At 39.1% G+C, this 24003-nt stretch carries 21 protein-coding genes; 4 read left to right on the top strand and 17 right to left on the bottom strand.

The features are described 5' to 3' along the window. The 3 genes from BLR54_RS11420 to BLR54_RS11405 form a co-directional block, all read right to left on the bottom strand. Positions 1–116, bottom strand: a 116-nt coding sequence (locus tag BLR54_RS11420; protein ID WP_176761934.1) for a transposase, incomplete at its 3' end; no start/stop codon positions are given. Positions 117–527: 411 nt separating this feature from the next. Next, complete coding sequence (locus BLR54_RS11410) at positions 528–1172, bottom strand: hypothetical protein (protein WP_090421180.1); 645 nt, start codon at positions 1170–1172, stop codon at positions 528–530. After that, positions 1117–2445 carry a protein kinase domain-containing protein gene (locus BLR54_RS11405; RefSeq protein WP_090421178.1) on the bottom strand — a complete coding sequence of 443 codons (1329 nt, stop codon included), beginning with the start codon at positions 2443–2445 and terminating at the stop codon, positions 1117–1119. Before BLR54_RS11405 ends, BLR54_RS11410 begins: the two co-directional genes overlap by 56 nt. Positions 2446–2683: 238 nt before the next feature. Between BLR54_RS11405 and BLR54_RS11400 the strand changes: the two genes are divergently transcribed. Further along, a complete protein-coding gene (locus tag BLR54_RS11400; RefSeq protein ID WP_090421176.1) occupies positions 2684–3433 on the top strand; it encodes an adaptor protein MecA in 750 nt (249 codons plus the stop codon). Positions 3434–3485: 52 nt separating this feature from the next. On the opposite strand, the gene BLR54_RS11395 is transcribed toward BLR54_RS11400, so the two are convergent. Next, positions 3486–3656, bottom strand: a complete 171-nt coding sequence (locus tag BLR54_RS11395; RefSeq protein WP_090421175.1) for a DUF362 domain-containing protein — start codon at positions 3654–3656, stop codon at positions 3486–3488. Between the two features lie 195 nt (positions 3657–3851). On the opposite strand from BLR54_RS11395, the gene BLR54_RS11390 reads away from it, so the two are divergent. Then, the gene (locus BLR54_RS11390) at positions 3852–4058 is read left to right on the top strand and encodes a DUF1858 domain-containing protein (protein ID WP_090421173.1); all 207 of its coding nucleotides are present in this window, start codon (positions 3852–3854) and stop codon (positions 4056–4058) included. Positions 4059–4195: 137 nt separating this feature from the next. Here the strand turns inward: BLR54_RS11390 and BLR54_RS14860 are convergent, their stop codons facing one another. The 4 genes from BLR54_RS14860 to BLR54_RS11370 all read right to left on the bottom strand — a co-directional run bounded on the left by BLR54_RS14860 (position 4196) and on the right by BLR54_RS11370 (position 9611). Next, positions 4196–5542, bottom strand: coding sequence for an alpha/beta hydrolase-fold protein (locus tag BLR54_RS14860; protein WP_143008437.1), 1347 nt, complete (start codon positions 5540–5542; stop codon positions 4196–4198). Positions 5543–5751: 209 nt separating this feature from the next. Then, entirely contained in the window at positions 5752–7101 is a 1350-nt protein-coding gene (dnaB, locus tag BLR54_RS11380; protein WP_330388199.1) for a replicative DNA helicase, read from the bottom strand. A gap of 6 nt (positions 7102–7107) precedes the next feature. Then, the gene (gene rplI / locus BLR54_RS11375) at positions 7108–7557 is read right to left on the bottom strand and encodes a 50S ribosomal protein L9 (RefSeq protein WP_090421168.1); all 450 of its coding nucleotides are present in this window, start codon (positions 7555–7557) and stop codon (positions 7108–7110) included. Further along, a complete protein-coding gene (locus tag BLR54_RS11370; protein ID WP_090421165.1) occupies positions 7554–9611 on the bottom strand; it encodes a GGDEF domain-containing protein in 2058 nt (685 codons plus the stop codon). The genes rplI and BLR54_RS11370 overlap by 4 nt, the downstream gene beginning before the upstream one ends. A 320-nt stretch (positions 9612–9931) precedes the next feature. On the opposite strand from BLR54_RS11370, the gene BLR54_RS11365 reads away from it, so the two are divergent. Continuing rightward, entirely contained in the window at positions 9932–11038 is a 1107-nt protein-coding gene (locus tag BLR54_RS11365; protein WP_090421163.1) for an ABC transporter ATP-binding protein, read from the top strand. Between the two features lie 52 nt (positions 11039–11090). Then, positions 11091–11984, top strand: a complete 894-nt coding sequence (locus tag BLR54_RS11360) for a PucR family transcriptional regulator (RefSeq protein WP_143008436.1) — start codon at positions 11091–11093, stop codon at positions 11982–11984. Positions 11985–12077: 93 nt separating this feature from the next. On the opposite strand, the gene BLR54_RS11355 is transcribed toward BLR54_RS11360, so the two are convergent. The 9 genes from BLR54_RS11355 to BLR54_RS11315 all read right to left on the bottom strand — a co-directional run bounded on the left by BLR54_RS11355 (position 12078) and on the right by BLR54_RS11315 (position 23934). Then, a complete protein-coding gene (locus BLR54_RS11355; protein WP_090421156.1) occupies positions 12078–13247 on the bottom strand; it encodes a galactokinase in 1170 nt (389 codons plus the stop codon). 3 nt (positions 13248–13250) lie between these two features. Further along, complete coding sequence (locus tag BLR54_RS11350; RefSeq protein ID WP_090421153.1) at positions 13251–13781, bottom strand: DUF6106 family protein; 531 nt, start codon at positions 13779–13781, stop codon at positions 13251–13253. Positions 13782–13856: 75 nt separating this feature from the next. Continuing rightward, the gene (locus BLR54_RS11345; RefSeq protein WP_090421151.1) at positions 13857–16874 is read right to left on the bottom strand and encodes a beta-galactosidase, LacZ type; all 3018 of its coding nucleotides are present in this window, start codon (positions 16872–16874) and stop codon (positions 13857–13859) included. Between the two features lies 1 nt (position 16875). Then, positions 16876–17688 (bottom strand): carbohydrate ABC transporter permease, encoded by an 813-nt coding sequence (locus tag BLR54_RS11340; protein ID WP_090421189.1) that lies wholly within the window; start codon positions 17686–17688, stop codon positions 16876–16878. A 16-nt stretch (positions 17689–17704) separates the two neighbouring features. Then, positions 17705–18586 (bottom strand): carbohydrate ABC transporter permease, encoded by an 882-nt coding sequence (locus BLR54_RS11335; RefSeq protein WP_176761935.1) that lies wholly within the window; start codon positions 18584–18586, stop codon positions 17705–17707. A gap of 98 nt (positions 18587–18684) precedes the next feature. Then, positions 18685–20040 carry an ABC transporter substrate-binding protein gene (locus tag BLR54_RS11330; RefSeq protein ID WP_090421145.1) on the bottom strand — a complete coding sequence of 452 codons (1356 nt, stop codon included), beginning with the start codon at positions 20038–20040 and terminating at the stop codon, positions 18685–18687. A gap of 247 nt (positions 20041–20287) precedes the next feature. Further along, entirely contained in the window at positions 20288–21223 is a 936-nt protein-coding gene (locus BLR54_RS11325; protein WP_090421142.1) for a helix-turn-helix domain-containing protein, read from the bottom strand. Between the two features lie 16 nt (positions 21224–21239). Then, complete coding sequence (locus BLR54_RS11320) at positions 21240–22430, bottom strand: pyridoxal phosphate-dependent aminotransferase (protein ID WP_090421139.1); 1191 nt, start codon at positions 22428–22430, stop codon at positions 21240–21242. Positions 22431–22542: 112 nt separating this feature from the next. Next, positions 22543–23934 (bottom strand): sensor domain-containing diguanylate cyclase, encoded by a 1392-nt coding sequence (locus BLR54_RS11315; protein ID WP_090421137.1) that lies wholly within the window; start codon positions 23932–23934, stop codon positions 22543–22545. Positions 23935–24003: the final 69 nt, after the last annotated feature.

The following is a 24003-nucleotide window of genomic DNA, read 5'->3' as shown; positions in this document are numbered from 1 at the left end:
ATACTTGCTATATCAGCCTTTAGTTGACCATAAGCAACCTTCCTTCTATACTTAGGTGCAAAAACTATATGATACTTACACTCCCACTTAGTGTGTGATAAACTATTCATGTCCATCGGGGACTACCTCCTTTGTTATTTTACTTGGCTGACGAACCATAGTAATTCTAGCATTGGAGGTATTTTTCTGTAAGCTGAAGCATTTTCCCACCACCCGCAAAGCAGGTGGTTTTATTCTTTTTTCAAAATCTTTAATCTCATTAAATGACCAACTTAACAATTTGAAAAAAGAGGGCCTTGCCCTACAATCAAAAGGAGAGCGAATCTCGCTCTCCTTTTTAATATATAATTCCACTTTCACATTCTTTTATAAATACTCAAAAATAAATCCTTATTCTTTAAAACTTCTGTTACCTCCATAACAAGAAGAGTTTTTCTGTCTTTTTAAAAAATGCGTGATTGTTTAGATACTGCAATCTTTCCAAGCAGAATATATTCATATTATCTTATGGCGCCTCCCTTCCGCAGCTACTGTACTAATTTCATATAAATATCAAAATTACATTCCTTTAATGAAAATGGATCTTCTATATATGGAACTTCAGAAATATCGCATCCAAGAACTCTTTTAAATTGGACTAAATTTGTTTTTTTAATTTTACTATTGTTTAAAAATGATATTTTACTTACGTCAATCTTTAAATCATTGACACATGTTTCGATGAATTCGTAATACTCATTCTGGTTCCATGGATTTAGATAACCCATTACGATTTTATTATCAACATTGGTAAAAATAGTCTTTGTCTCCTGGTTCAGCTTTTCCATATCTACTATTATCCACGCCTTTTCATTGCTTATTACCTTCAAAACATCATCAGGATTGTTAGTAAGAAAATAGATGACTCCTTTGTATTCATAAGCCACAAATTCTCCAAGTCTTATCTGCTTCATTCCAACAACCGGTAACAAGCTGCTATTCTCTCTCAGCTCTATGTAAATTACTTTTTTTCGCAGAACTGAACATACAAAATTTGCTATTGATAATGCCAGATGTGTTACGCCTGACTTTTGTGAGACGCCAACTATAGCGGTCGTTTTTTGTTTTTTATTGTTTCTATTTGATTTTTTTAATATATGTTTTTTGTTGTTTAATAATAAAATCCTTTTCATTCTTTAAAATCGCCGAAAAAACCTTTTCTTCCTCCTTGGAGCATCCAAAGATATTGGTTTTTGGATACATATATACCTTTTTATTTAGCTCCTTAGCCAACAAACAGCAGGAAATTCTATCAGAAAAATTGTTTATTATATAAACTCCATTTTGATTTATCCAATTTGGATATTCCTCTGGTTGTTGCCAGGCCATTCCACTTGTAACATATAAAACTATGTCTGTGTCAAAAGGTAGCTCTGTATTTGTTCCACAATCCATAATATACAAGCCCATAGGAGGTATTTGTTGCTCCACAGCCTCACCATATTCCATGATTGCCATAAAGTCTTCGTGGTATAAAACTCCATTTTTTAGGTTTGTATTCTTCAGATTTCTCCATAGTCTCACGACTGTATCTTTTTCAATATCCCTGTAATAGCAATCAATACCTCTTTTATTGAAATATTGGCACAAGGATATGGCTACGCGGGTCGTACCTACTCCAGAAGTACCGCCTACAACCGCGATTTTCTTTTCGAGATGCTGTTTTCCCTTACTTTTAAATACATAATCATTTTGTAGTTTCTCCAACCTTTCCCTCAGGTCAATAACCGACCTGATTCTTTTATCTTTATCAGGATTTGTTGATAAATCCACTAAATGTTTAATCTTAAAGTCATCTTTTCCATAACTCCCTTTTTGCATAAACTCAATTACTTTTCCAATGCCAAATACATCCACCTGTTCATCTAGATTTCCTCCAGATAATTGTTCAGGTGCCGCCCACTCCTTTGTTCCAAGTGGTTTGGCATTTCTTCCTTCCGATTTCAATATAGATATACCAAAATCAATAAGTCTGACTGTATCACCTTGCATAAAAACATGTTCAGGCTTCATATCCCTGTATAGCACAGGCTCACTCCCTGCTGTATGCAACTGCTCCACAATTTTACAAAGCTCAATAGATATATAAATAAGCTTATTTTTGGATAATTTAGTTTTCTGCAAATACTCCCGTAGAGATATTCCCTCTACAAATTCTTCGACTAAATAATACATATCACCTGTATCATCTACGTCATATAGTGTGGGTAAATGGGATGATTTAAATCCCTGTAAAAGATGTGCTTCGGACAGGATGCTGTGTGCATTAGGATCGGCTTTGTGAATCGCCTTGAGAATCCTTAATGCTCCTATCTTTTTGTAATTAACAAGTAGGACTGCTGTAGCTGCTGACTCCTGCAGTACTCGAATTACTTCGTACTTGTCATCAATACCTGTTGGTATCATATTACATCGCTCCTTCCTTTCGGAAAAAGCATCTCGCGGATAATTTTATACCACATAGAAAATTATATTGCAACCCTAAATTTGAAAATTTTTAATTTTCTATAATTTTTCTTTATAAAAATTTTATATTTTTTCCTTGAAAAATAGCAGAAGTTTCCTTTACTTTCCGATATAATATATATATAATAATGCGAACAAGATATGAAATAGCATCTTATTAGATTCGGGAGGTGATTTTATGAAAATTGAAAAAATCAACGAGAACCAGATCAGATGCACTCTTTCTAGAGAAGACTTAATTAGCCGACACATAAAGCTTTCAGAGCTGGCTTATGGCAGCACTAAGGCTAGAGAGCTTTTCAGAGAACTTATGGAACAGGCTTCTTACCAATATGGTTTTGAAGCAGAAGACATTCCACTTATGATAGAAGCTATCCCACTTTCTTCAGAATCAATCGTACTACTAGTTACAAAGGTAGATAGCCCAGATGAACTTGACACACGTTTTTCTCGATTCTCTGAAAGCGACGATGACGACTTCGATGACAACACAGAGATGAACGATGCCCCTGCGAAGCCATTTAATGAGGCAGCTGCAGACGACATACTAAACATATTTAACAGTTTAATTGAGAAAGCTCAGAAAGCAATTGCAGCTTCTCCAGAAAAGGCAGCAGCCAACGGCATACCAGTAGACATCACAAAGATGTTCGTCTTCGATGATTTAGAAGATGTGATTAAGCTTTCAGGCATTTTAGCTACCTTCTATACTGGCAAGAATTCTCTTTACAAGAGTCCATTTGACAACAAATACTATCTTGTAGTTAGCAAGTCAACTGATACTGCAGAGACCTACAACAAGGTTTGCAACATCTTATCAGAATACTCTGATCAGCAGAATTTCGTGGTTGGTACTGATCAATACATGTCAGAGCACTATGAAATAATGGTTCAGGGTGATGCAATTCAGAAGCTTGCACTTATTTAATAAACAAACAAAAAAGAGCTAGCATTAAGCTAGCTCTTTTAATTTGCATTTATTAGCCCTGAGCGATTGCACCTGTTGGGCAAACACCTGCACATGTACCACACTCTACACAAGCGTCAGCGTCGATCTGGAACTGTGAATCTCCCTGAGAGATAGCACCTACTGGACACTCTGGCTCGCATGTACCACATGAAACGCATGAATCAGAAATTACGTATGCCATTGTTATTATCCTCCTTAAAGTCTTATTGATATTATTTTATCAATATCATTTATACGTCAACATCTTACACCCTATTGTCGTCTAAAGCAAGAAAGAAATTGCATTAAATCCCCTACATCTCAAGGATTTTCATTGATAAAATTTTTCAACCGTGGTATTATCTGAAAAGAATTTAAGAAAGGATGGAAATGAAAAATGGCAAGAGTTACAAAGTCAACAATGATTGGCGAGCTTCTTCAGATTGATGCTGATGTTGCTCCTATTTTACTTAATATCGGTATGCACTGCCTTGGATGCCCATCATCACAGATGGAGACAATCGAGGAGGCAGCTATGGTACACGGTATCGATGCTGATGATCTCATCGAAGAGATTAACACATTCCTTGATTCTAAGGCTTAATTAGGAAATATAAAAGAGCTAGCCTAGTGCTCAATGTCATTAAGTTAAGATGACAAAAAAGAAAAGAAGTTGTCGTTATCACCATTGCATGGTGTAGCTCCAACTTCTTTTTTTACTCTGAAAGAACTTTTTAATAATTATTTAAAAGTTATCTGTGCAAAATTGTAGAAACCAAGGTACCAGATATCGAAATCATGACCACCATTAAGCTCCTGCCATTTGAAGTTCTGTCCATTTACAAACTGATTGCATACTGAAGGTAAATTCTTTGCTGCAGCTGATGCACTTGAATAAGCAGTTCCATCCTGAAGACCACAAATGTTGTAGAAGTAGTGGATTGGATATCTATTATTCTTTAACTTAGATGCAATAGTTGATGCTGTGTTACTTGTAGGTGCAGCTGAGAATGCTCCAAAGTAGCCAAACAAATCAACACATTCGCAAAGACCAATATTGATTGTCTGCATACCGCCCATAGAAAGACCAGCGATTGCGCGATGATCTCTATCTGTGTATGTGCTGTAGTGAGAATCAATATATGGAATCAGATCATTTCTAAGCTCTGTACCAAAATCATAGAATGAATTAACTGATCCACTTGCAGAAGCTTTACCGTTTGGAGTTACAACGATAAATCCATCAATATCTCCATAGTATGAGAGGTTATCCATGATAGCCTTAACCTTAGAAGAATTTCCTGTCATACCCCACTCATTTTCATTTCCGCCGATTCCGTGAAGAAGATAAAGAACTCTGTACTTCTTATCTGTACTGTAGTTTGCTGGTAAATATACATTAGCTTTCTTCGTATATATTCTACCAGTCTCTGAATCATGAGCTGTGTAAGAAATGTTCTTGATTGTTCCAGAACCTTCATCACTTCTTACTGTAGAATACTTTGATGGAATGCTGTTTGCGATAGTAGCTGTTGGGTTGTAATGTGGATTCTGTGATGGATCTGGTGTAGGTGTAGGTGATGGAGTTGGTGTTGGAGCTGGTGTTGGAGTTGGTGTAGGCTGTACTGTCTCTTCTCCCTCAAACTCATAATCAAAGCTGTTACCAATTGAACCTGTGCCCAGTGAACCAAATTCTACGCTTGCGCCATTAGCAATTGTCTTGTTCCATTCAACAGGAGTAATCACATAGTAGTTTTCGCTTGTCTTAACATTTACATTCCAGCTTGAACCAATGTTAACCTGATTCTTATTTACCTTAAGAGTCCAACCATCTACTGTGCTACCTGTCTTGTTAGTAATCTTATAGCTAATCTGATAGCCTGAACCCCAATTGTTAATTTTATAAGTAAGTTCAAGACCCTTTGTAGTAGCTGGTGTCTGTGTAGGCTGTGCAGTTGACTGAACTCCCTCGATTCGAGCTGTATCGCCCTCACTTGCAGCCAAAACATCTGTCTTTGCAGTCATACCAATTGTGGTAACTGAAAGAACAAGAATCATGGCCTTTGCTAAAAACCTCTTGTTTCTCATTTAACATCTTCTCCTTTTCTTTTTAATATTTTAGGCTTATGCATTTTCCGCACTGCAAAAACCCTTGAGAAGATAATAACAAGAAACTTTTTGTTTTGCAACATATTATTAACAATTGCGTAATATTTCTCATTTGTTGCTATAAGGTTATGTGATTAGGTGTGAAAAATGGTGGCAAACAAAAAGACTAGTCATGCTAGTCTTTTCGTTTACTCATCATGATTAGCGTACTGACTTCTATCTCTATTAGCGAATCTTGTGTATTCTGGAAGCCAAGTAAGCTCTATAGTTCCAATAGGACCGTTACGTTGCTTAGCAACAATAATTTCTGATACGTTCTTAAGCTCTGTATCGTGGTTATAATAATCATCACGGTAGATAAACATAACCACGTCCGCATCCTGCTCGATGGCACCAGACTCACGCAAATCGGACATCATAGGTCTGTGATCTGGTCGCTGCTCAACTGCACGGGAAAGCTGTGAAAGCGCTATAACCGGCACGTTAAGCTCACGGGCAAGGCCCTTTAGGGAACGAGAAATTTCTGAAATTTCCTGCTGTCTACTTTCTGATTTTCCATTACCTGACATCAACTGTAAGTAGTCAATGATGATAATAGAAAGGCCAAATTCCATTTTGAACTTTCTACATTTACTACGAAGCTCACCAATGGAAATACCTGGTGTATCGTCGATAATAAGCTTTGAATTACCAATCTTTCCGGCACCTTCAATAAGGTTTTCCCAATCTGCCTCCTGAAGATTACCAGTACGGAGCTTCTGAGCGTCAACTCGCGACTCTAGGGCGAAAAGACGGTTTACCAGCTGCTCCTTTGACATTTCCAAAGAGAATATAGCTGCACATAAGTGCTCGTGGATTGTAATGTGCTGAGCCAAGTTCAATACGAAAGCAGTCTTACCCATTGAAGGACGGGCTGCAATAAGGATAAGATCTGAAGGCTGTAAACCAGCAGTCTGTCTATCCAAATCTATGAAACCTGTAGGAATACCAGTAACCACGCCCTTCTGCTTTGAAGCCTGCTCAATCTTAGCAATGGCATTCATTACAACCTGTCGAATTGGCACATAGTCTGTGTTTCCTCTATTTTGAACCAATGAGAAGATATCCCTCTCAGTCTGATTCAAAATAACATCAACCTCTTCTGTGCCTTCAAAGCACATGTTCTCAATGTTCTGGCTAACCTTGATAACATTTCTAAGAACTGCTTTGTCTTTTACAATCTGGGCATAGCTTTTAGCATTTACTGTGGTTGGAACACCAAGTACCAACTCTTGAATATATTCAAGGGATGCCACCTCAGGGGACACGCCCTTTTCCTTTAGCTTGTTTTGAAGTGTTACCTCATCAACAGGCTCATTTGCATTGTAAAGCTCTACAATTGATTCAAATAGAATGCCGTATTGTTGGTGATAAAAATCGTCCTTGATTAGCATCTCAGAACATTCAACGATAGTGTCTCTATCCACAATCATTGAACCAATAACTGATTGTTCTGCTTCAAGGGAGTTGGGCATCTGTCTGCGAATTACGTCATCCATAATTAATTATTTCCCTTCACTAACGTGAACTCTAAGTGTTGCTGTAACCTTTGGGTGAAGCTTAACCTTAACCTCATAAGTTCCAAGAGCTCTGATTGGGTCCTCAAGTACAATCTTTTTCTTATCAATTTCCTTGCCGTACTGCTTCTTTGCAGCCTCAGCGATTTCCTTTGTAGAAACAGAACCAAAGGTTCTTCCGCCTTCACCAGTCTTGATTGAAGTCTCGACCTTCCACTCTTCCATTTCTTTAGCGAATGCCTGAGCAGCTTCAAGATTTTCCTGAGCCACCTTTTCATCATGCTTATTCTGAAGCTTAAGATCGTTAAGTGCTGCGTTTGTAGCCTCAACACCTAACTTCTTTTTGAAAAGCATATTTCTTGCATATCCTTCGCTTACTTCAACTACCTCTCCCTTTTTACCAAGGGACTTTACATCCTGAAGTAGTATTACTTTCATAGTTTGATTTCTCCTTCTTCTAGCATAGTTTTTATAGTCTCTTCAAGGTCCCTACGAACCTCTTCTAAGGTGCGGTTTTGAATTTGCGCACCAGCGATATTTACATGGCCACCGCCACCAAGGCGTGTCATGATACTCTGAACATCAATTTCATCGATTGAACGTGAACTGATGTAAATCTTGTCCATAAACTTTGTAAGTACAAAGGATGCCTTTATACCAACAATATTTAGAAGCTCGTTTGCTGCCTGGGCACCAATAACTGTAGGTGATTCCAACTGTCCGTCAGGCTCACACTCTGCAATTGCAAAGGCTCCCATATAAGTTGTAGCATTGCGGACCACCTCGGCACGTGCCTTGTAAGTATCCATATTTTCACGAAGCATCTTGCGTACACGAGTAACCTCGGCACCATTTCTTCTAAGGAAAGCTGCTGCTTCAAAGGTTCTAACACCAGTCTTTGTCATAAAGTTGTTGGTATCAATAAGGATACCAGCGTAAATACAATCCGCTTCTGTAGGATTGATAACTATTTTCTCTGCAAAATATTGAAGCACCTCTGAAATCATCTCACTTGCCGATGATGCATAAGGCTCAATATAAGAAAGAATAGGATTCTCGATAATCTCTTCTACCTGACGATGATGGTCAATAACCACAACGTTCTTGTTTTTATAAAGAAGGGCTGGACACTCAACATAACTTGGTCTGTTGGTATCTACAACCATAATCAATGTCTTGTCATTGCAAAGGTTTAAAGCCTGCTCACTGGTGATGAACATATCATCTGGATATTCTTCCTTCTCAGTAAAGCTTTCAACCACTGGTCTCATAGAGCTTGTAATGGTATCAATAACGATGTTTACTGGCTTGTCAATTTCACGACCGGCACAGAAAACACCCACAGATGCTCCAAGACAATCTGCATCGGAAAGATTGTGGCCCATAACGATAATTCTGTCTCTAGTCTCCATAATCTCTCTGAGAGCCTGTGCTTTAACCCTTGCCTTAACTCGAGTTGTACGCTCAACCTCTTTACCATGAGTTCCATAATAAGAAACATTCTGGCCATTCTTTACAACAGCCTGACAACCACCTCTTGCAAGAGCAAGGTCGATGGCCATATGTGCATACTCAGCCTTCTGAGTGTAGTTGTCACTTCCAAGGCCAATACCAATACTTACAGTAATATCTCTGTCATTTCCCATTTTTATAGTAGTAATATCTTCTACTAATGAGAATTTGTCCTCTTCAAAAGCCTCTAAATACTTGTGCTGGAAGGCGATAAAGTACTTATCCTTTTCAAGACGACGTACAATGGCATCTCCTTCGCCAAAGTACTTGTTGATTTTTCTATCCAGTAACGCAAGCAACATTGAGCGCTTTGCATTTTCTACCTGTTCAAAGACTTCGTCATAGTTATCAATATAAAGAAGCCCCATAACCATTGCCTGGTCATTAATCTTTGCTTTTGTTGCCTGTACGTCAGTCTCATCAAACAAGATGATAGCCACCAAACCGTCTGATGACTCATCAAGACTTGCTATCATGCTGTTTCCTGAAAGAGGCTCTGACATATTAAGTCGCTGAAGACATGCCAAATACTTTCTCTCATTATATTCAAGATGAATATCAAAGTTGTCGTCCTTAGCATGCTCAATTCCCTCTCTAGTAATCTCTGGGAAAATAGTAGTAATGGACTTGTTATAGCCCTTTGTCTTTTCCACCAGATGAGAGAACTCCTCATTCATCCACATAATACGGCCTGTGGAATCCAAAAGAACATATGGAAGTCTGAAATTCTTTATCAGCTCCTTTTGGACAGTACCGTAATGTACGGCATATTCAATTATTGTGTTTCTGAATGATTTGAGATTTGCCTTGTAATAGATGAAAGCAATTATTCCATATATAAGTACAAATACAGATATAATGCCTGCAAATGTTTTATTTATGAAGGCAACAGCGATACAGCCTATTAAAAATAAAATAAGCATGTACAGTGGAAATCTCAGATATCGCTTCAATCGATTTCTATATTTTATTGTTCCCATATTTCTAATTCTCCCAAATACTCCATAATTGACCCGCGACTATTCAAAGTCACAATAAGCCTATTATCGAATTATCAACCTTTGGAAGATATTATATCATAAGAATTGCGAATTTATGATAAAAGTTCTTGAAGTATAGGATAAATGTTCAAAAAACTTTATACCAATTTGTATAAGTTTACTAAGGGGTTGGTAAAATAACGAAAGGTTTTTGTATTTTTTGGTTATTCTAACATTGTTCACAATTTCTTCATTTTCTATAATCGTTATTAGTTAAAGGGGTAACCCAAATTTCAGAAATAAAGAGAGGATATTTTATTATGGCAGACATCGTATTAAAAGACATTAACAAGAAATACCCAAACGGTTTCCATGCTGTTAAGGATTTCAATCTTGACATTAAGGATAAGGAGTTCATCATCTTCGTAGGACCTTCAGGTTGTGGTAAGTCTACAACACTTCGTATGATCGCTGGTCTTGAGGAAATCTCTTCTGGAGAGCTTCTCATCGACGGAAAGCTTATGAATGACGTAGAGCCTAAGGACAGAGATATCGCAATGGTATTCCAGAACTACGCTCTTTACCCACATATGACAGTTTATGATAACATGGCATTTGGTCTTAAGCTTAGAAAAGTACCAAAGGACGAAATCGATAAGAAGGTTCGTGAGGCAGCTAGAATCCTTGACCTTGAGAAGCTCCTTGACAGAAAGCCAAAGGCTCTTTCAGGTGGTCAGAGACAGCGTGTAGCTATGGGTCGTGCAATCGTTCGTAATCCTAAGGTATTCCTTATGGATGAGCCTCTTTCAAACCTTGATGCTAAGCTTCGTGTTCAGATGAGAACTGAGATTTCTAAGCTTCATGATTCACTTGGAGCAACAATGATCTACGTTACACACGATCAGACAGAGGCTATGACACTTGGTACAAGAATCGTTGTTATGAAGGACGGTATTGTTCAGCAGATCGATACACCTGCTAACCTTTACCAGAAGCCATGCAACCTCTTCGTTGCTGGATTCATCGGTTCTCCACAGATGAACTTCCTTGAGGGAACACTTAACGCTGATTGTACACAGATCCAGGTTAACGGTTCAAGCCTTCAGGTTCCACCAGCAAAGACAAAGACTCTTGCAGATGCTGGTTATGCTAACAAGGCAGTTATCCTTGGTATCCGTCCAGAGGATATTCACGATTCTCAGATCTTCGTTGATACACAGGCAGCTTCAGTTATCGAAGCAAAGATTTCTGTATACGAGCTTCTTGGTGCAGAGGTTTACTTATACTTCGATTATGCTGGAACTCAGGTTACAGCTAGAGTTGACCCACGTACAACAGCTAGAGGTGGCGACACAGTTAAGTTCGCTCTTGATATGGAGAAGGCTCACTTCTTCGATAAGGATACAGAGCTTACAATTGCCAACTAATCCTATAGAGATTATAATTAGAGGTATCTTTTTGAAAGGTACCTCTTTTTTTATGGATTTTAATAGCAAAAAAGAAAAACTTTTAGAACAACTTAATAGAGCTACTGGTATTAGCTTTGAAATATCAGATTCTGATTTATCCGATGAAGAAACTCTTAATAAACTGAAGGAAATGGTTGTGCACTTCAATGTCATCGATTCTAAGACTGGTCTTTATAGACTTTATCTTACAGGTGACTTGGCCTATTCAGACGCCATATCATCCCTTCATAGGTTCCATATAGACGAGAACACACCACGACAAGTCTTCTTCTTGGAAAGCCACCACGACTACACAAAGGAAGCCGTTTCATTGCTTAAGAGCATGCTTCCAGAGTCTCAGGACGTGGTTATAGAGTTAGATTCCAAGCATCTTGTTGTTATTCTAAACTTTGAAACTGCTCCTGATGAGGAAGAAGTTGTACAGAATGCAAATCAGTTCTTAGATATGCTTGAGGCTGAGGCCTTCAGCTCCTTTAAGCTTAGCTACAGCGATGCTGTAGACAACTTTAAAGACATGCCAAAGGCATATAAATCAGCCATGGTTGCCATGCATATAGGAAATACCTTCCTTCACACAGGTAGGATATATTCTTACGAATCCTTAGGCTTAGGACGTCTTCTTTACAATGTTCCTAAATCTGAGGTTGAAGCTTATCTTGATAGACATATTAAGCTTGAAACCTTATCTCGTATTGATGAGGAAACCTTGAATTTGCTTGAAGCTTTCTTTGACAATGACTTATCACTGGCTGAAACTAGCCGAAAGATGTTTATTCATAGAAATACACTTATCTATAGATTGGATAAGTTCGCTGATTTAACTGGATATGATGTGAGAAAGTTTTCAGATGCTATAACTGTGAAAATATCTTTAATGCTTTACAACTATATGAAATCTAAATAAAATGAGCCAGCAACTCTAATGTTACATGCTCCCGCAGGCCTACTTAGTGAATTGCTGGCTTCTATTTTTCTATATCATATTTTCTATGCAATACTACGCAAGACGACGGGCACCGTCTCCGATGTCTACTACATAGAACTCTGCATCTAAATCGAATTTTTCCTTGTAAGCCTTTCCTACAACTTCTTTGAAGTTTTCAACAGCATCGTTTTCTACGATGGCTACTGTGCAGCCTCCGAAGCCGCCTCCTGTGATACGTGCACCAATTACACCTGGAACACTCCACTCTGTCTCTACAAGGAAATCTACCTCCTCGCAAGATACTTCATAGTCATCACGAAGTGAAACGTGGCTGGCATTCATAAGCTCACCAAACTTCTTAATATCGTTGTTATTAAGGGCCTCTACAGCTGTGATTGTACGCTGGTTTTCAGCAACAGCATGCTTTGCTCTGCGATAGCAAACCTCATCCTTAATAGCTGAACCATATTTCTCGAATTCTTCGTTTGTAAGCTCTCCAAGCTCGCTGATTCCACATACAGTCTGAAGATCCTTAAGTGCCTGAGCGCTCTCGTTTCTTCTATCGTTATAAGCTGAATCTACAAGTGAGTGCTTAACCTTTGAATTTGTGATGACAATCTTTGCATTTGGCAATTTAACCGATGCATATTTATAGGATAAATCTGCACAGTCAAGGAAAATGGCGTGGTCTTTTTGTCCCATTGCTACCGCAAATTGGTCCATTATGCCACAGTTACAACCATTGAAATTGTTCTCTGAGTACTGTCCAATAAGTGCAAGCTCTGTCATAGTCTTGCCTAAATCAAACATATCTGTAAGCATTGTGCCTGTAAGCACCTCAAGTGAGGCAGATGATGATAGGCCTGAGCCGTTAGGAATATTGCCCCAAACGCACATTTCAAATCCTGATTTAATTTCAGTACCCTTCTCGATTAGAGCCCAAACAACACCAAGTGGATAGTTAGCCCAGTGGTATTCATCCTTGTTTGTAAGGTCATCAAGGCTGCTTTCGATAACACCTACGCTTTCAATGTTTGCTGAGTAAAGCTTAATTACTCTGTCCTCGCGCTTTCTAGCAACTGCAAATGTGCCGATTGTAAGGGCACATGGGAACACATGACCACCGTTGTAATCAGTGTGCTCTCCTATAAGATTTACGCGGCCTGGAGCGAAATATGTGCGAATGTCGCCGCCCTGGCCAAACTTCTCCTCAAATACATTTTTTAATTCTTTCTGATCCATTTTTTATCCCCTATATATATCTCTTTTATTATATCTCTCCATTGCTGTAAGCAACTTATCTGAAGGTGTGAAAAGCACCTTGAAATCGTAGCCTTTTTCCTCGTTATGAGCCACCAAGATGTAATCTTTTAACTCTTCATTGTGTGCGCTACAGTCATATGTTTTGAGCTTAACATGATCATACTTCAAAGATTCGTTAGTTCCCATAGCAGCAACCATCTTTAATTGTGCAGATTCGACTGTTAAAAGCTCTTTTCTCTTAGAATTGTCAATGATCTTTGCAATTGAAAGACTACCGTTTGTGTAATCATATTCATATTCAACGTTTTTATTGTTAACGATAAGAATCAAATCGATAATCATCATTACAATGAACACAATAAGGAAAATATACTTTAAGTGGTTATTCATTACTGTAAAACCACCCAAAGAAACTAAGCACATGGCCATTAATCCAAGTTTTCTTGTCTTATCCTGGGCTGTCTCAACAACCTTTACCGAATCTTCTACAAATGTATCATTTGATTCAAACATTATTCGTTCCTCCTCTTATTAAAAAGTGCCGACTGCACAACACAGCCGACACTAATTATAACATAAGGCTAAGGCCTATACACCCCTAAAACTAAAGGAAATTTCAAGATCCTTTGAGTTGTCCAGCATGAACTCTGGATGTGTTTTAGCACCCCATGTATCGTCGCCAGCTACACCCATTTGCTGACCTACTCGTACATATGTGAAATGTACAGGAGGAAGCTCTGTTGGATGCAAGGCTTCCTCTATCTCGTGAACAGAATATGGTAAAGCCGAAAATCCGATATTTCCTGGGAGGAACATGATTCCGTTGCCCATATCATCTGTTAAGCGAGCGTATCTAACCTCTTGGTGATTTCCACACTCCTGTGGCACTAAATACTTTGCCATGTTGTCCATCACCTTGTTTCTATAAACACCAAGCTTAGCATGGTCTCTATCTAAATATGTTTCCTCTGGTCCCTTTCCATACCATTCTAAGTTAGAAAGGCTGCTGTCTAAAGCAAATACCATTGAAAGCTCTGGAAGCTCTCCTATTTCTTCTGATTTAGGAAGCTTAAGGCTACAATCTACCATACCGTCTCCGTGTACAATATATTCAACCTTGCAGCTGCTAGCAGGCTTTGTAGCTAAGTGATAGGTGTAAACCACCTTTACGCTATACTCATCAGCCTCAACAACTGGAGCCTCGTTTATATTTTTATCCATAACAAGCGTTGCTAAATACTTGCTGGCAAGCTTCCACTGACCGGCTCTAAATGGCAACTGATTTGCCATATCGTTCTCAGTCATTGGTCTCCAGAAGTTTGGAAGAACAAAGCGCTTTAAAAGCTCCTTGTTGTGGTATTTGTAAGAGCTTAAGCCCTTTTGATAAACAAATAAGACTTCAAAATCTTCGCCCTTAACACCCACATTATGGAAGCCCTTTGTAACCTTAAGTGGCTGTTTTCTGCCTGGCTCCACAATAAATCTTCCAACTGTAGTCTGGCCAAAGGCCACCTCATGTCCCTTCTTAGCCCAAAGGGTATCCTCAGAAAGAACAAAGGAAAGTGTCACTACATACTCATCATCTTTTGGCAAATCAAGCTCAATATCGTAATCGATGCTTTCAAGAGGAGGACAGTCTATGCTAAGCTCCTCTTCTGCTATAAGCTCTCCTACCTTTTCTACTGTAAGGATGGCTGTAAATTCACTCGTGTTTGTAAATAGATTGCGATTTTCGATATGAGCCTTGCCATTTTCAATGGTAATCTTGATGTTCTGATAGTCGTATTTTACTTCCTGCATCTTAGGGCTAGGCAATCTGTCTTTGCTGTAACAGATTCCATCACCTGAAAAGCTTCCGTCGTTTGGTCTGTCATCGAAATCGCCCCCGTAGCCCTCGAATTCCACACCATGACAGTCTTTTGTAGTGATTGCCTGATCGATATAATCCCAGATAAATCCGCCCTGGAACAGCTCATCCTCGTAGGCAAGTTCCGTATATTTAAACATTGCACCACAAGAATTTCCCATTGCATGCATGTATTCACAGTTGATATAAGGCTTGTCTCGGTGTTCTTTTAGCCACTCCTTAATATCTGCTACTTTTGCATACATTGTGGATTCCATATCTGATAAATCCACACGTCTATCATTGAACACTCCTTCGTAATGAACAAGTCGAGTGTCATCCCACTCGTGGAACTTGTCCTGCATTTTGCGAAGGTTGCTACCACCAAAACTTTCATTTCCTAAGGACCAGATTAAAATACATGGATGATTTTTATCGCGCTCAAACATGTTGTGAGCTCTATCAATCACATTATCTGTAAATTCTGGTCTATCTCCAGGAACCGCATAATCATTATCCTTTTGCTTTGTAACAAGGATTGGAATCTGCCAGGTTCCGTGAGTCTCGAGATTTGTCTCGTCAATTACATATAATCCAAAAATGTCACACAATCTGTAGAATATAGTCTGATTTGGATAATGACTGGTACGGATTGCGTTGATATTGTTTTTCTTAATGGTAATAATGTCCTGAAGAATTTCTTCCTCTGTAAGGACACGACCTGTAGATGAAGAAAATTCGTGACGATTTACACCCTTGAATACGATGCGTTTTCCATTGATGTGCATCATACCATTCTTCATCTCAAAGCATCTAAAGCCAACCTTTTCCTTAATAACCTCTGATAAACGTCCTGTCTCGCCAAAGACATTAAGCTGTAAATCAAAGAGATATGGATTTTCAGCGCTCCAAAGCTGTGGCTCTCTCACATGGATTTCCATGTGATTCTGACCTTCCACAAGGTTCATCTTGTTTAAAATGTCCGTCTCATCATCTGAGAGAGTCATCTGAACAAGACCTGTTCCTACAACCTCCATATCAAGCACTAGAGTTGCATCCTTGTATTCTTCATCAAGAAGGGTCTTGATACGCAAATCCTTGATATGTGTCTGAGGTACTGTATATAGATAAACCTCCCTGAAGATTCCTGAGAATCTAAAGAAGTCCTGATCCTCACACCAGCTGCCAGAAGTCCATTTAAAGACCTGAACTGCCAGCTTGTTCTCCCCCTCCTTAATAAAAGGAGTGAGGTCGAACTCTGATGGTGTGAAGGAATCTTCACTATAGCCAACATATTTGCCGTTAAGCCAAAGGGCAAATCCACTTTCCACTCCCTGGAAGGAAATGTAAATTGGACCTCCCTTCATAAATTCAGGAACTTCAAAGTACTTAACGTAATTACCTACAGGATTTTCTTCTTCCGGAATCTCTCCAGGAGCAATATCCTCATGTCCATCCCATGGATACTGGGTGTTGACGTACATAATCTTGTCATAACCCTCCATTTGGATGTGTGCTGGAACCTTTATATCATCCCAACCTCTGCAATCTCTACCCTCCTCAAAAAAGGTTTTATCGCAGCTTTCGTAGGTTTTAGCATATTCAAATTTCCACATTCCATTTAAGGAATACTTAAAATTTGATTTTTCCCCATAAGAATAAGCTTCGCTGTCATAGAATTCATGGTCGGAATGTGCATCTAGTCTATTCTGTTGAAAAATTGTTGGGTCTTTTACAATCCCATAGTTAAATTCAGTCATATTATTTTACCGATCCTGTAATACCTTCTGCGAACTGTTTCTGAAGTACAAAGAATACAATCATTGTTGGAAGTGAGCAGAACAATACTCCAAGCATTGTCATACCATAATCTACTGTGTATCCACTTGAGATATTTGCGATAAACATAGGCATTGTCTGTGCTCTGTTGTCACTCATTACTACCTTTGGCCACATATATGCATTCCAAGCGTTCATGAAAGTGATAACTGCAGCTGCTGCATAGATTGACTTCTGAACTGGAACATACATCTTGAAGAAGATTCTCCATTCTGAAAGACCATCGATACGTGCTGCCTCCATGATGTCAGGTGGGAAATTTCGAGAATTCTGTCTGAACATCATGATCATAAATGGTGTTGAGATACCTGGAAGGATGAAAGCCCAAACTGTGTTAAGAAGCTTTGCCTTTGATACCAAGCCATATAATGGAACCATTGTTGCTACGGCTGGAACCATCATTGCAAGAAGAAGGACTCCGAAAAGTTTATCCTTGCCCTTGTCGTGATAAAGCTCAAAACCATAACCTGCAATAGAACATACAAAAAGTGTAAATACTGTCTGAACAATTGAGTAAAGGAAGGAATTTCCCATACTGCTCCAAAGAGTACCCTGTACAGCTGTCTTAAGATGCTCGAAATTAACCATAAGCTGGTTTCCGAAAGCGATTGAACCACGAGCTACTGATACAGTGTCGTTTGTTGCTGCTGCAAACATCCAGTAAAGTGGAAATACAGAAATGATTGAGCAGATTGTAAGGAATATATATGTAGGAATAAGCCTACGCTGAATCATTGATCTATTCTTTTTCTTAGTCACGAGTATCACCTACTTTCAAATTGATGAATGCAAGTATAGCAACCAAAATGAATACTACAAAGGACATAGCTGATGTGTAACCAAAGTTACCAACGCCCTGACCGAAGGCCTGATTGTAAATGTAGTGTGACATTGTGATTGTCTGGTTTGCAGGACCACCGCTAGTTAAGTTTACTGACTCATCGAAGAGCTGTAATGTACCGTTGATTGACATGATTGCTGTCATAACGATTGTTGGCTTAAGAAGAGGAACTGTAATGTTCCAGAAGGTCTTCCAACCGTTGGCACCGTCAATTTTTGCTGCTTCATATACTGAATATTCAATATTCTGAAGACCTGCAAGGTAGAATACCATGTTGTAACCTGTCCATCTCCAAATAAGAGCGATGATGATTACGGCTCTTGCTGTTCCTGCTGTACCAAGGAAGTTAATATTCTCAGAGATAATTCCCATCTTCATGAGAGCTGAGTTTATAAGACCCTGGGTTGCAAACATTGACTTGAAAATCAATGAGTAAGATACAAGTGATGTAGCACAAGGTAAGAAGATTGCTGTTCTAAATAATCCCTTGAACTTAAGGTCCTTGTTGTTAAGAAGCTGTGCTAAAAGGATTGCAAGCACAAGCATGATAGGAACCTCTACTATTAAATAAAGGAATGTATTTTTCATAGATGTTTTGAAAATTACATCCTGAAGCATTCGAGAATAATTGTATGTAAGTGGGTTTGCAAACTGAATGTTTACGCCCTTTCCTGTTTTAAATGATGTAATAAAAGCCTGAATAATTGGATAAAAGCTCATTATGAAAATGAGAATTGTTGCTGGTGTAAGGAACAACCAGCCGGCTGCCAATTGCTTGTTTGCAAGTGTCATTCCATGTCTTTTCTTCTCCACTTTGGCATCCCCTTTCTGTAAAAATGGGAAGTGGGCTAGCCACTTCCCAATGAAAAATCAGTTATTGTCTTTAAATCTTATAAGCCCATTTCGAACTTAAGGTTTGTCTCAGCCTCTTCAAGAGCCTGCTCTGGTGTGTAACCATTCTGAAGTACATTGATAAGTGCTGTTGCAAGAGCTGTTCTTGCCTGATAGTGATAATCAGACTGCTCTACTGTTGGAACGTGCTGTGTGTACTCTACGATATCAGCATAGATAGCCTGATCATTGAAGTACTCAACACCCTGCTGGTAAACATCTGAGTTTGCAGCTGCTGCACATGTTCCGATAACACCACCGTTAAGAAGTGCATCATCATATGTTGTAGACTGTCCATCCTCAGCTGAACGACCACCAAATGTGTAAGCTAAGAAATCCTTAGCAAGATCTGTCTTTGAGCAGTTAGCTGTAATGTAAAGTGAAGAACCACCGTTTGAAGCATAGCCTTCCTTACCTGTAAGTGTAGGAGCTGTTGTTATAGCCCAGTTACCCTTGTTTGAATCAACCTTCTTGATTGTTGGGATAATCCAGTTACCATTGAATACACCTGCTACCATGTCGCCCTGGATAGCCTGATCTGTGTAGTCTGACCAGTCATTTGCAAGGTAAAGTACATTGTCCTGAGCGAGAGTTACGAGTGTGTTAAATACCTGAACAAGCTCCTTGTTCTCTGTAATGTATGGCTTTCCATCCTTGAACTGTGATACGCCTTCTTCCTGAAGCATCATGTAGAATAAGTCGTTTCCATCACCGTCCATACAAAGGAGGTACTTACCTGTCTTTTCCCATACTTCCTTACCGATCTTGTCGAACTCTTCCCAAGTAATACCTGTTACATCATCAATTGTGTAACCACACTGCTCAAGAAGGTCTGTTCTGTATGCGAAGATTGCTGTTCCTGCATCTACAGGGAAGCCGAAGTGCTTGCCATCAACTGTAGAGTAAGAAAGCTTCTCAGCTCCAAGTCCATCCCAATCACAATTAGCATCGTTTGCATCCTGCCAAGCATCTGGGTAGTTTGTAACGTACTGCTGGAAGTAATGATCCTGGAAAAGTACGATATCTGGTAATGTGCTGTAGTCACCAGCTTCTGCTGCAAGTGTGATTGCACTTTCAACGTCTGAAGACTGTGACTGTGTGATGATTTCAAGCTTGAAGTCTGGATTAACATCCTGATAATCCTTCTCAGCAGCCTGGAGAGCTGGGATATTGAAGTTCTCATCCCAAGCGTAAACTGTAAGTGTGTTCTCGTCGTCTGACTGAACATCAGCTGCAGCTCCCTCTGCTGCACCATCTGTTGATCCATTTGAGCTTGTAGCGTCTGAACCACCGCAAGCTACCATAGAAGCTGCCATTGCTCCAACGAGCATGAGTGAAATTAACTTTCTCTTCATTTTTTCTTCCTTCTCCTTATAGTAAAAAATTTATGCACAGATTTGTGCACCTTGCACAATTTTCAGTGTTATCTGTGCTCCTCATATGGTCATATTACTAGTTTGAGTGGTTTTATTGTTTTATATAAACGTTCTTAAAAATTGCAAATTCGACTATTTCTCACATGGGTATAAGTGTTTTTTCACGAAAATATGTTGAAACCATGGACTTTTATAGTCTAAATTATGCACAAAAAAAGAAAGGCGTTTACCAGCCTTTCTTAGCACTTATCTTATAATTCTTTTTCGTAATTCCTATTGTATTTTCTTCCTTCTTCCACTGATAAGGGGTTTTCCCCGTCAACTTTTTGAAGTTTCGATTAAAGGTGGATGGAGTCTGATAACCCACTCTAAATCCTACCTCTTCCATTGCATAATCCTTGTTTTGGATTATCTCACAAGCCTTATCAATACGAATCATATTCAGATAATCCAAAGGCTTCATGCTCATACTTTCCTCGAAGATTCGTCTAAAATGACTCTCCGACAGGCCGCACTCATAAGCAACATCAGACATCTTAATATCATCAGCATAATGATCTGCAATATAATTTACACTCTTTTCGATATAGCTATTTAAGCGCTTCTCCTCTAAGGTAAGGCTGGTGCTCATATCCTCATTAATTCGAAGAAGCTCCGCTACAAAGGCCCTCAAATAACCCTTTACAGCATCCTTGTAATAAGGCTTTTTGTCTCTATATTCCTCGATAATGTTTCTAACAATTGAGGTCAAAGCCTTATTCTGATTCCACTGAATCACATAGCCCTGATTGTTAAGTCGCTTAATCACTTCCTCAGGAAGCATTCGCTTGAACTGCATTTCATTTCGAATAAAGCTATCAATATCAATAAACAAATACTCCCACTTACATATTCCATGGTTGAAGCTTCTGGTTTCATGAGGGATATTTTCTGGAATTATAGTGATGATACCACCCTTATAATTTACGCTGGATTCCTCGATTGTCAGCTTTCCATTGCCCCAATAGCAATAGCCAATTTCCATGTAATTGTGAAAATGTAAGAGATTGTCTTCGGTGGCACCGTAGCTTTGTACCCAAGTGTCACCTAGAAGAGCCATTACATAATGACCATTCTGAATCTCATAATATCTATACTCAATTTGTTTCTTTTGCTTAGCCATAAAACCCTCGCTAAATCTATTTTGAATATACTTCCTTTACAAATCTCTGAAAGACAGGTATAGAACGCTTTACCTTTTCTGTATCTATGCAATAAGCCATTCTAAAATATCCTGGGCATCCAAAGTTATCTGCAGGAACTAATATCAAATCATATTCTAATGCCTTTTTACAAAAGGCGTTTGCATCCTCCTCCAAGGCCTTTGGGAAGATATAGAAGGTACCACCCGGACGTACCACCTCAAAGCCCATATCTACAAGTGCATCGTAAAGAAGATTCATATTTGTCTCGTAAACACTAAGGTCGCTGGTTTCATCCAACACCTTGCTCACTGCCAGCTGGGATGTGGATGCTGGACAATTGTGGCCTATACCACGACTAATCTGACCCATGATTACAGCCAGAATGTCTGCATCTACAGCCTTTGGATTAACAGCTACATAACCAATTCTCTCACCTGGAAGAGATAAACTCTTAGAGAAGGAATAACAGGTCAAGGTGTTGTCATAGTACTTTGCTGGGTACGGACAATCCTTGCCATCAAATACAATTTCTCTGTATGGCTCATCACTAATGATAAAAATCTCATGTCCATACTCCTTTTGCTTTTCCTCCAAAACCTGAGCAAGACGCTTTATGGTCTCCTGACTATAAACAATTCCTGAAGGATTGTTTGGAGAGTTTATAAGTACCGCCATAGTCTTTTCATTGATGGTGGCCTCGAAGGCTTCAAAGTTTATCTGGAAGTCCTTTGTTTGAGGTGGAACAACCTTCATAATTGCCCCAGTGCGGCCAATATATTCCTTGTACTCTGGGAAAAAAGGTGCAAAGACGATTATCTCATCACCTGGCTCTGTCACCAATCTGAAGGCATGGGCCAAGGCTCCTGCTGCACCGATTGCCATAAAAATATGCTTTGCCTCGTAGGCTATATCAAAACGCTTTGAAAGAGATTTTGCCACTGCTGCTCTAACATCCTCTATTCCCAAGGATGGGCTGTAGCCGTGAATTGTCATTGGATTTTCCTGATTATACATATCAACAACTGCATCGGTGTAACCATCTGGACAAGGTACGCTAGGATTTCCCAGGCTATAATCAAATACGTTCTCATAGCCTATTTCCTTACCTCTAGCTGTAGCATACTCGCTAAGCTCTCGAATAATAGATTTACCTTCCAGCAGTTTTTTGTAGGATTTATTAATCATGACTCTCTCTCCCTTCCAAGCTATAAATGTTAAGTCCCTATATAAATCCATATTTTAGCAATAAAAAAACTGTCGCACAATACATGCGACAGTCGTTTTTGCAATTTTTTGTTTAATCTTGCTCTTCTTTTCGGCGGTCATGTTCACTGTAATAGCCGGCTTTATCGGCATACATAAGCTTGTCTGCCTGGTTGATAAGCTCCTTTACATCCTTCGCTTCATCTGACCAAACCGCGCCGATAGCAATAGGATAAGCCTTGGATTTCTTCCTGAGCTTTTCTACCTCTCCCTCAAAATGCTCCTGTGTAACCTGAGGTACGATTACCAAGAATTCGTCTCCACCAATTCTGTAGCAATACTTCTTTTTGAAGACTGAAGAGATAACACCGCCAACCTCTTTAATAACATTATCACCTTCATCATGACCCTTGTTATCGTTGAAAAACTTAAGGCCATTAATATCAATAAAACAAATACCCACTGAAATATCCATGCCCTCTAACATATGCATGGTTGCATTAAAGGCATGACGATTTCCCAATTCAGTCAATGGATCGTGTGTAGTCATATATGACATTTCCTGCATCAGCTTGTAGTTCAAGAGCTCCTCAGAAAGGAAAATACTAACGGATTCTATGACCTCATTCAGATTAATATCCAAATCCAGGGAGAAATTATCTATCAGTAGATAGCCGATACTTTCTGATTTATTTCGCAATGCTGCAATAATATATCTAGAAACTGAGCCCTCTAAAACAGACTTATAAACCTGGCTGTTCCTTTCATTTACGACTTTACTATCGTTTATAACCACCACGTCATTTTCGCCTAGCTGACGTTCCCACATGGTGAAGAAATCATATTCCTCAAATGCCTTTTTGGACGGAAGCCCTGTTCCACTGAAACGATCTGACCACTCATGGATGTCTCCGACCTCTCCATGATTTGACTCTATGATGCAAACTCTGTCAGCTTTTAAGACTGCTCCAAGTTCCTTTAGGGTATATTTAACACCCTTCTTAAAATCATTTTTGGATAGCTGTTTCGCACAATCCAAAATGAAATTATTAGATTTGCTTTTTATAACCTGATTCTCTTCCTTGCGTTTTTCAGCTGTAACATCATGGATGATAAAAGCGCAAAAACCCTTTTGATACACAGGCACTGCCCAGAATTCAAACCATCTGCTAAACTGTGTATTGTAGGTTCGATTAATTACAGATTGGCGCATAAACGCTGCCTGATAGCTCAGGCGAATCCAATCCTCATCCCTGTTGGCTACTGTTGAATAGTAGGTAGAACCAATAAGCTCGCTAGTTGGCTTACCAACTAGGCTGGCATACTTTTCATTAACAAACAAAAACAGCATGTCCTGAACAGTACCAAATGGGTCTGTTATAACCTTGAAAATACAGCATGCATCCGGCAAATCCCTAAGCATATATAGGATATCCTGCGCAGAATAATCAATGTTCCCCATTACATCTTTTTCACTGCTTCCCATTTAATGTAAAACCCCCATGTTTATGCATTAAATTGCCTTTAATTATACTATATTAGAATATGTGTCTAA

The sequence above is a fragment of the Pseudobutyrivibrio sp. YE44 genome (assembly GCF_900104335.1).
In the GTDB taxonomy this organism is placed as follows: Bacteria; Bacillota; Clostridia; order Lachnospirales; family Lachnospiraceae; genus Pseudobutyrivibrio.
Note: the sequence above shows the minus strand (reverse complement) of the source record. Positions and strands in the feature narration are given on the sequence as shown.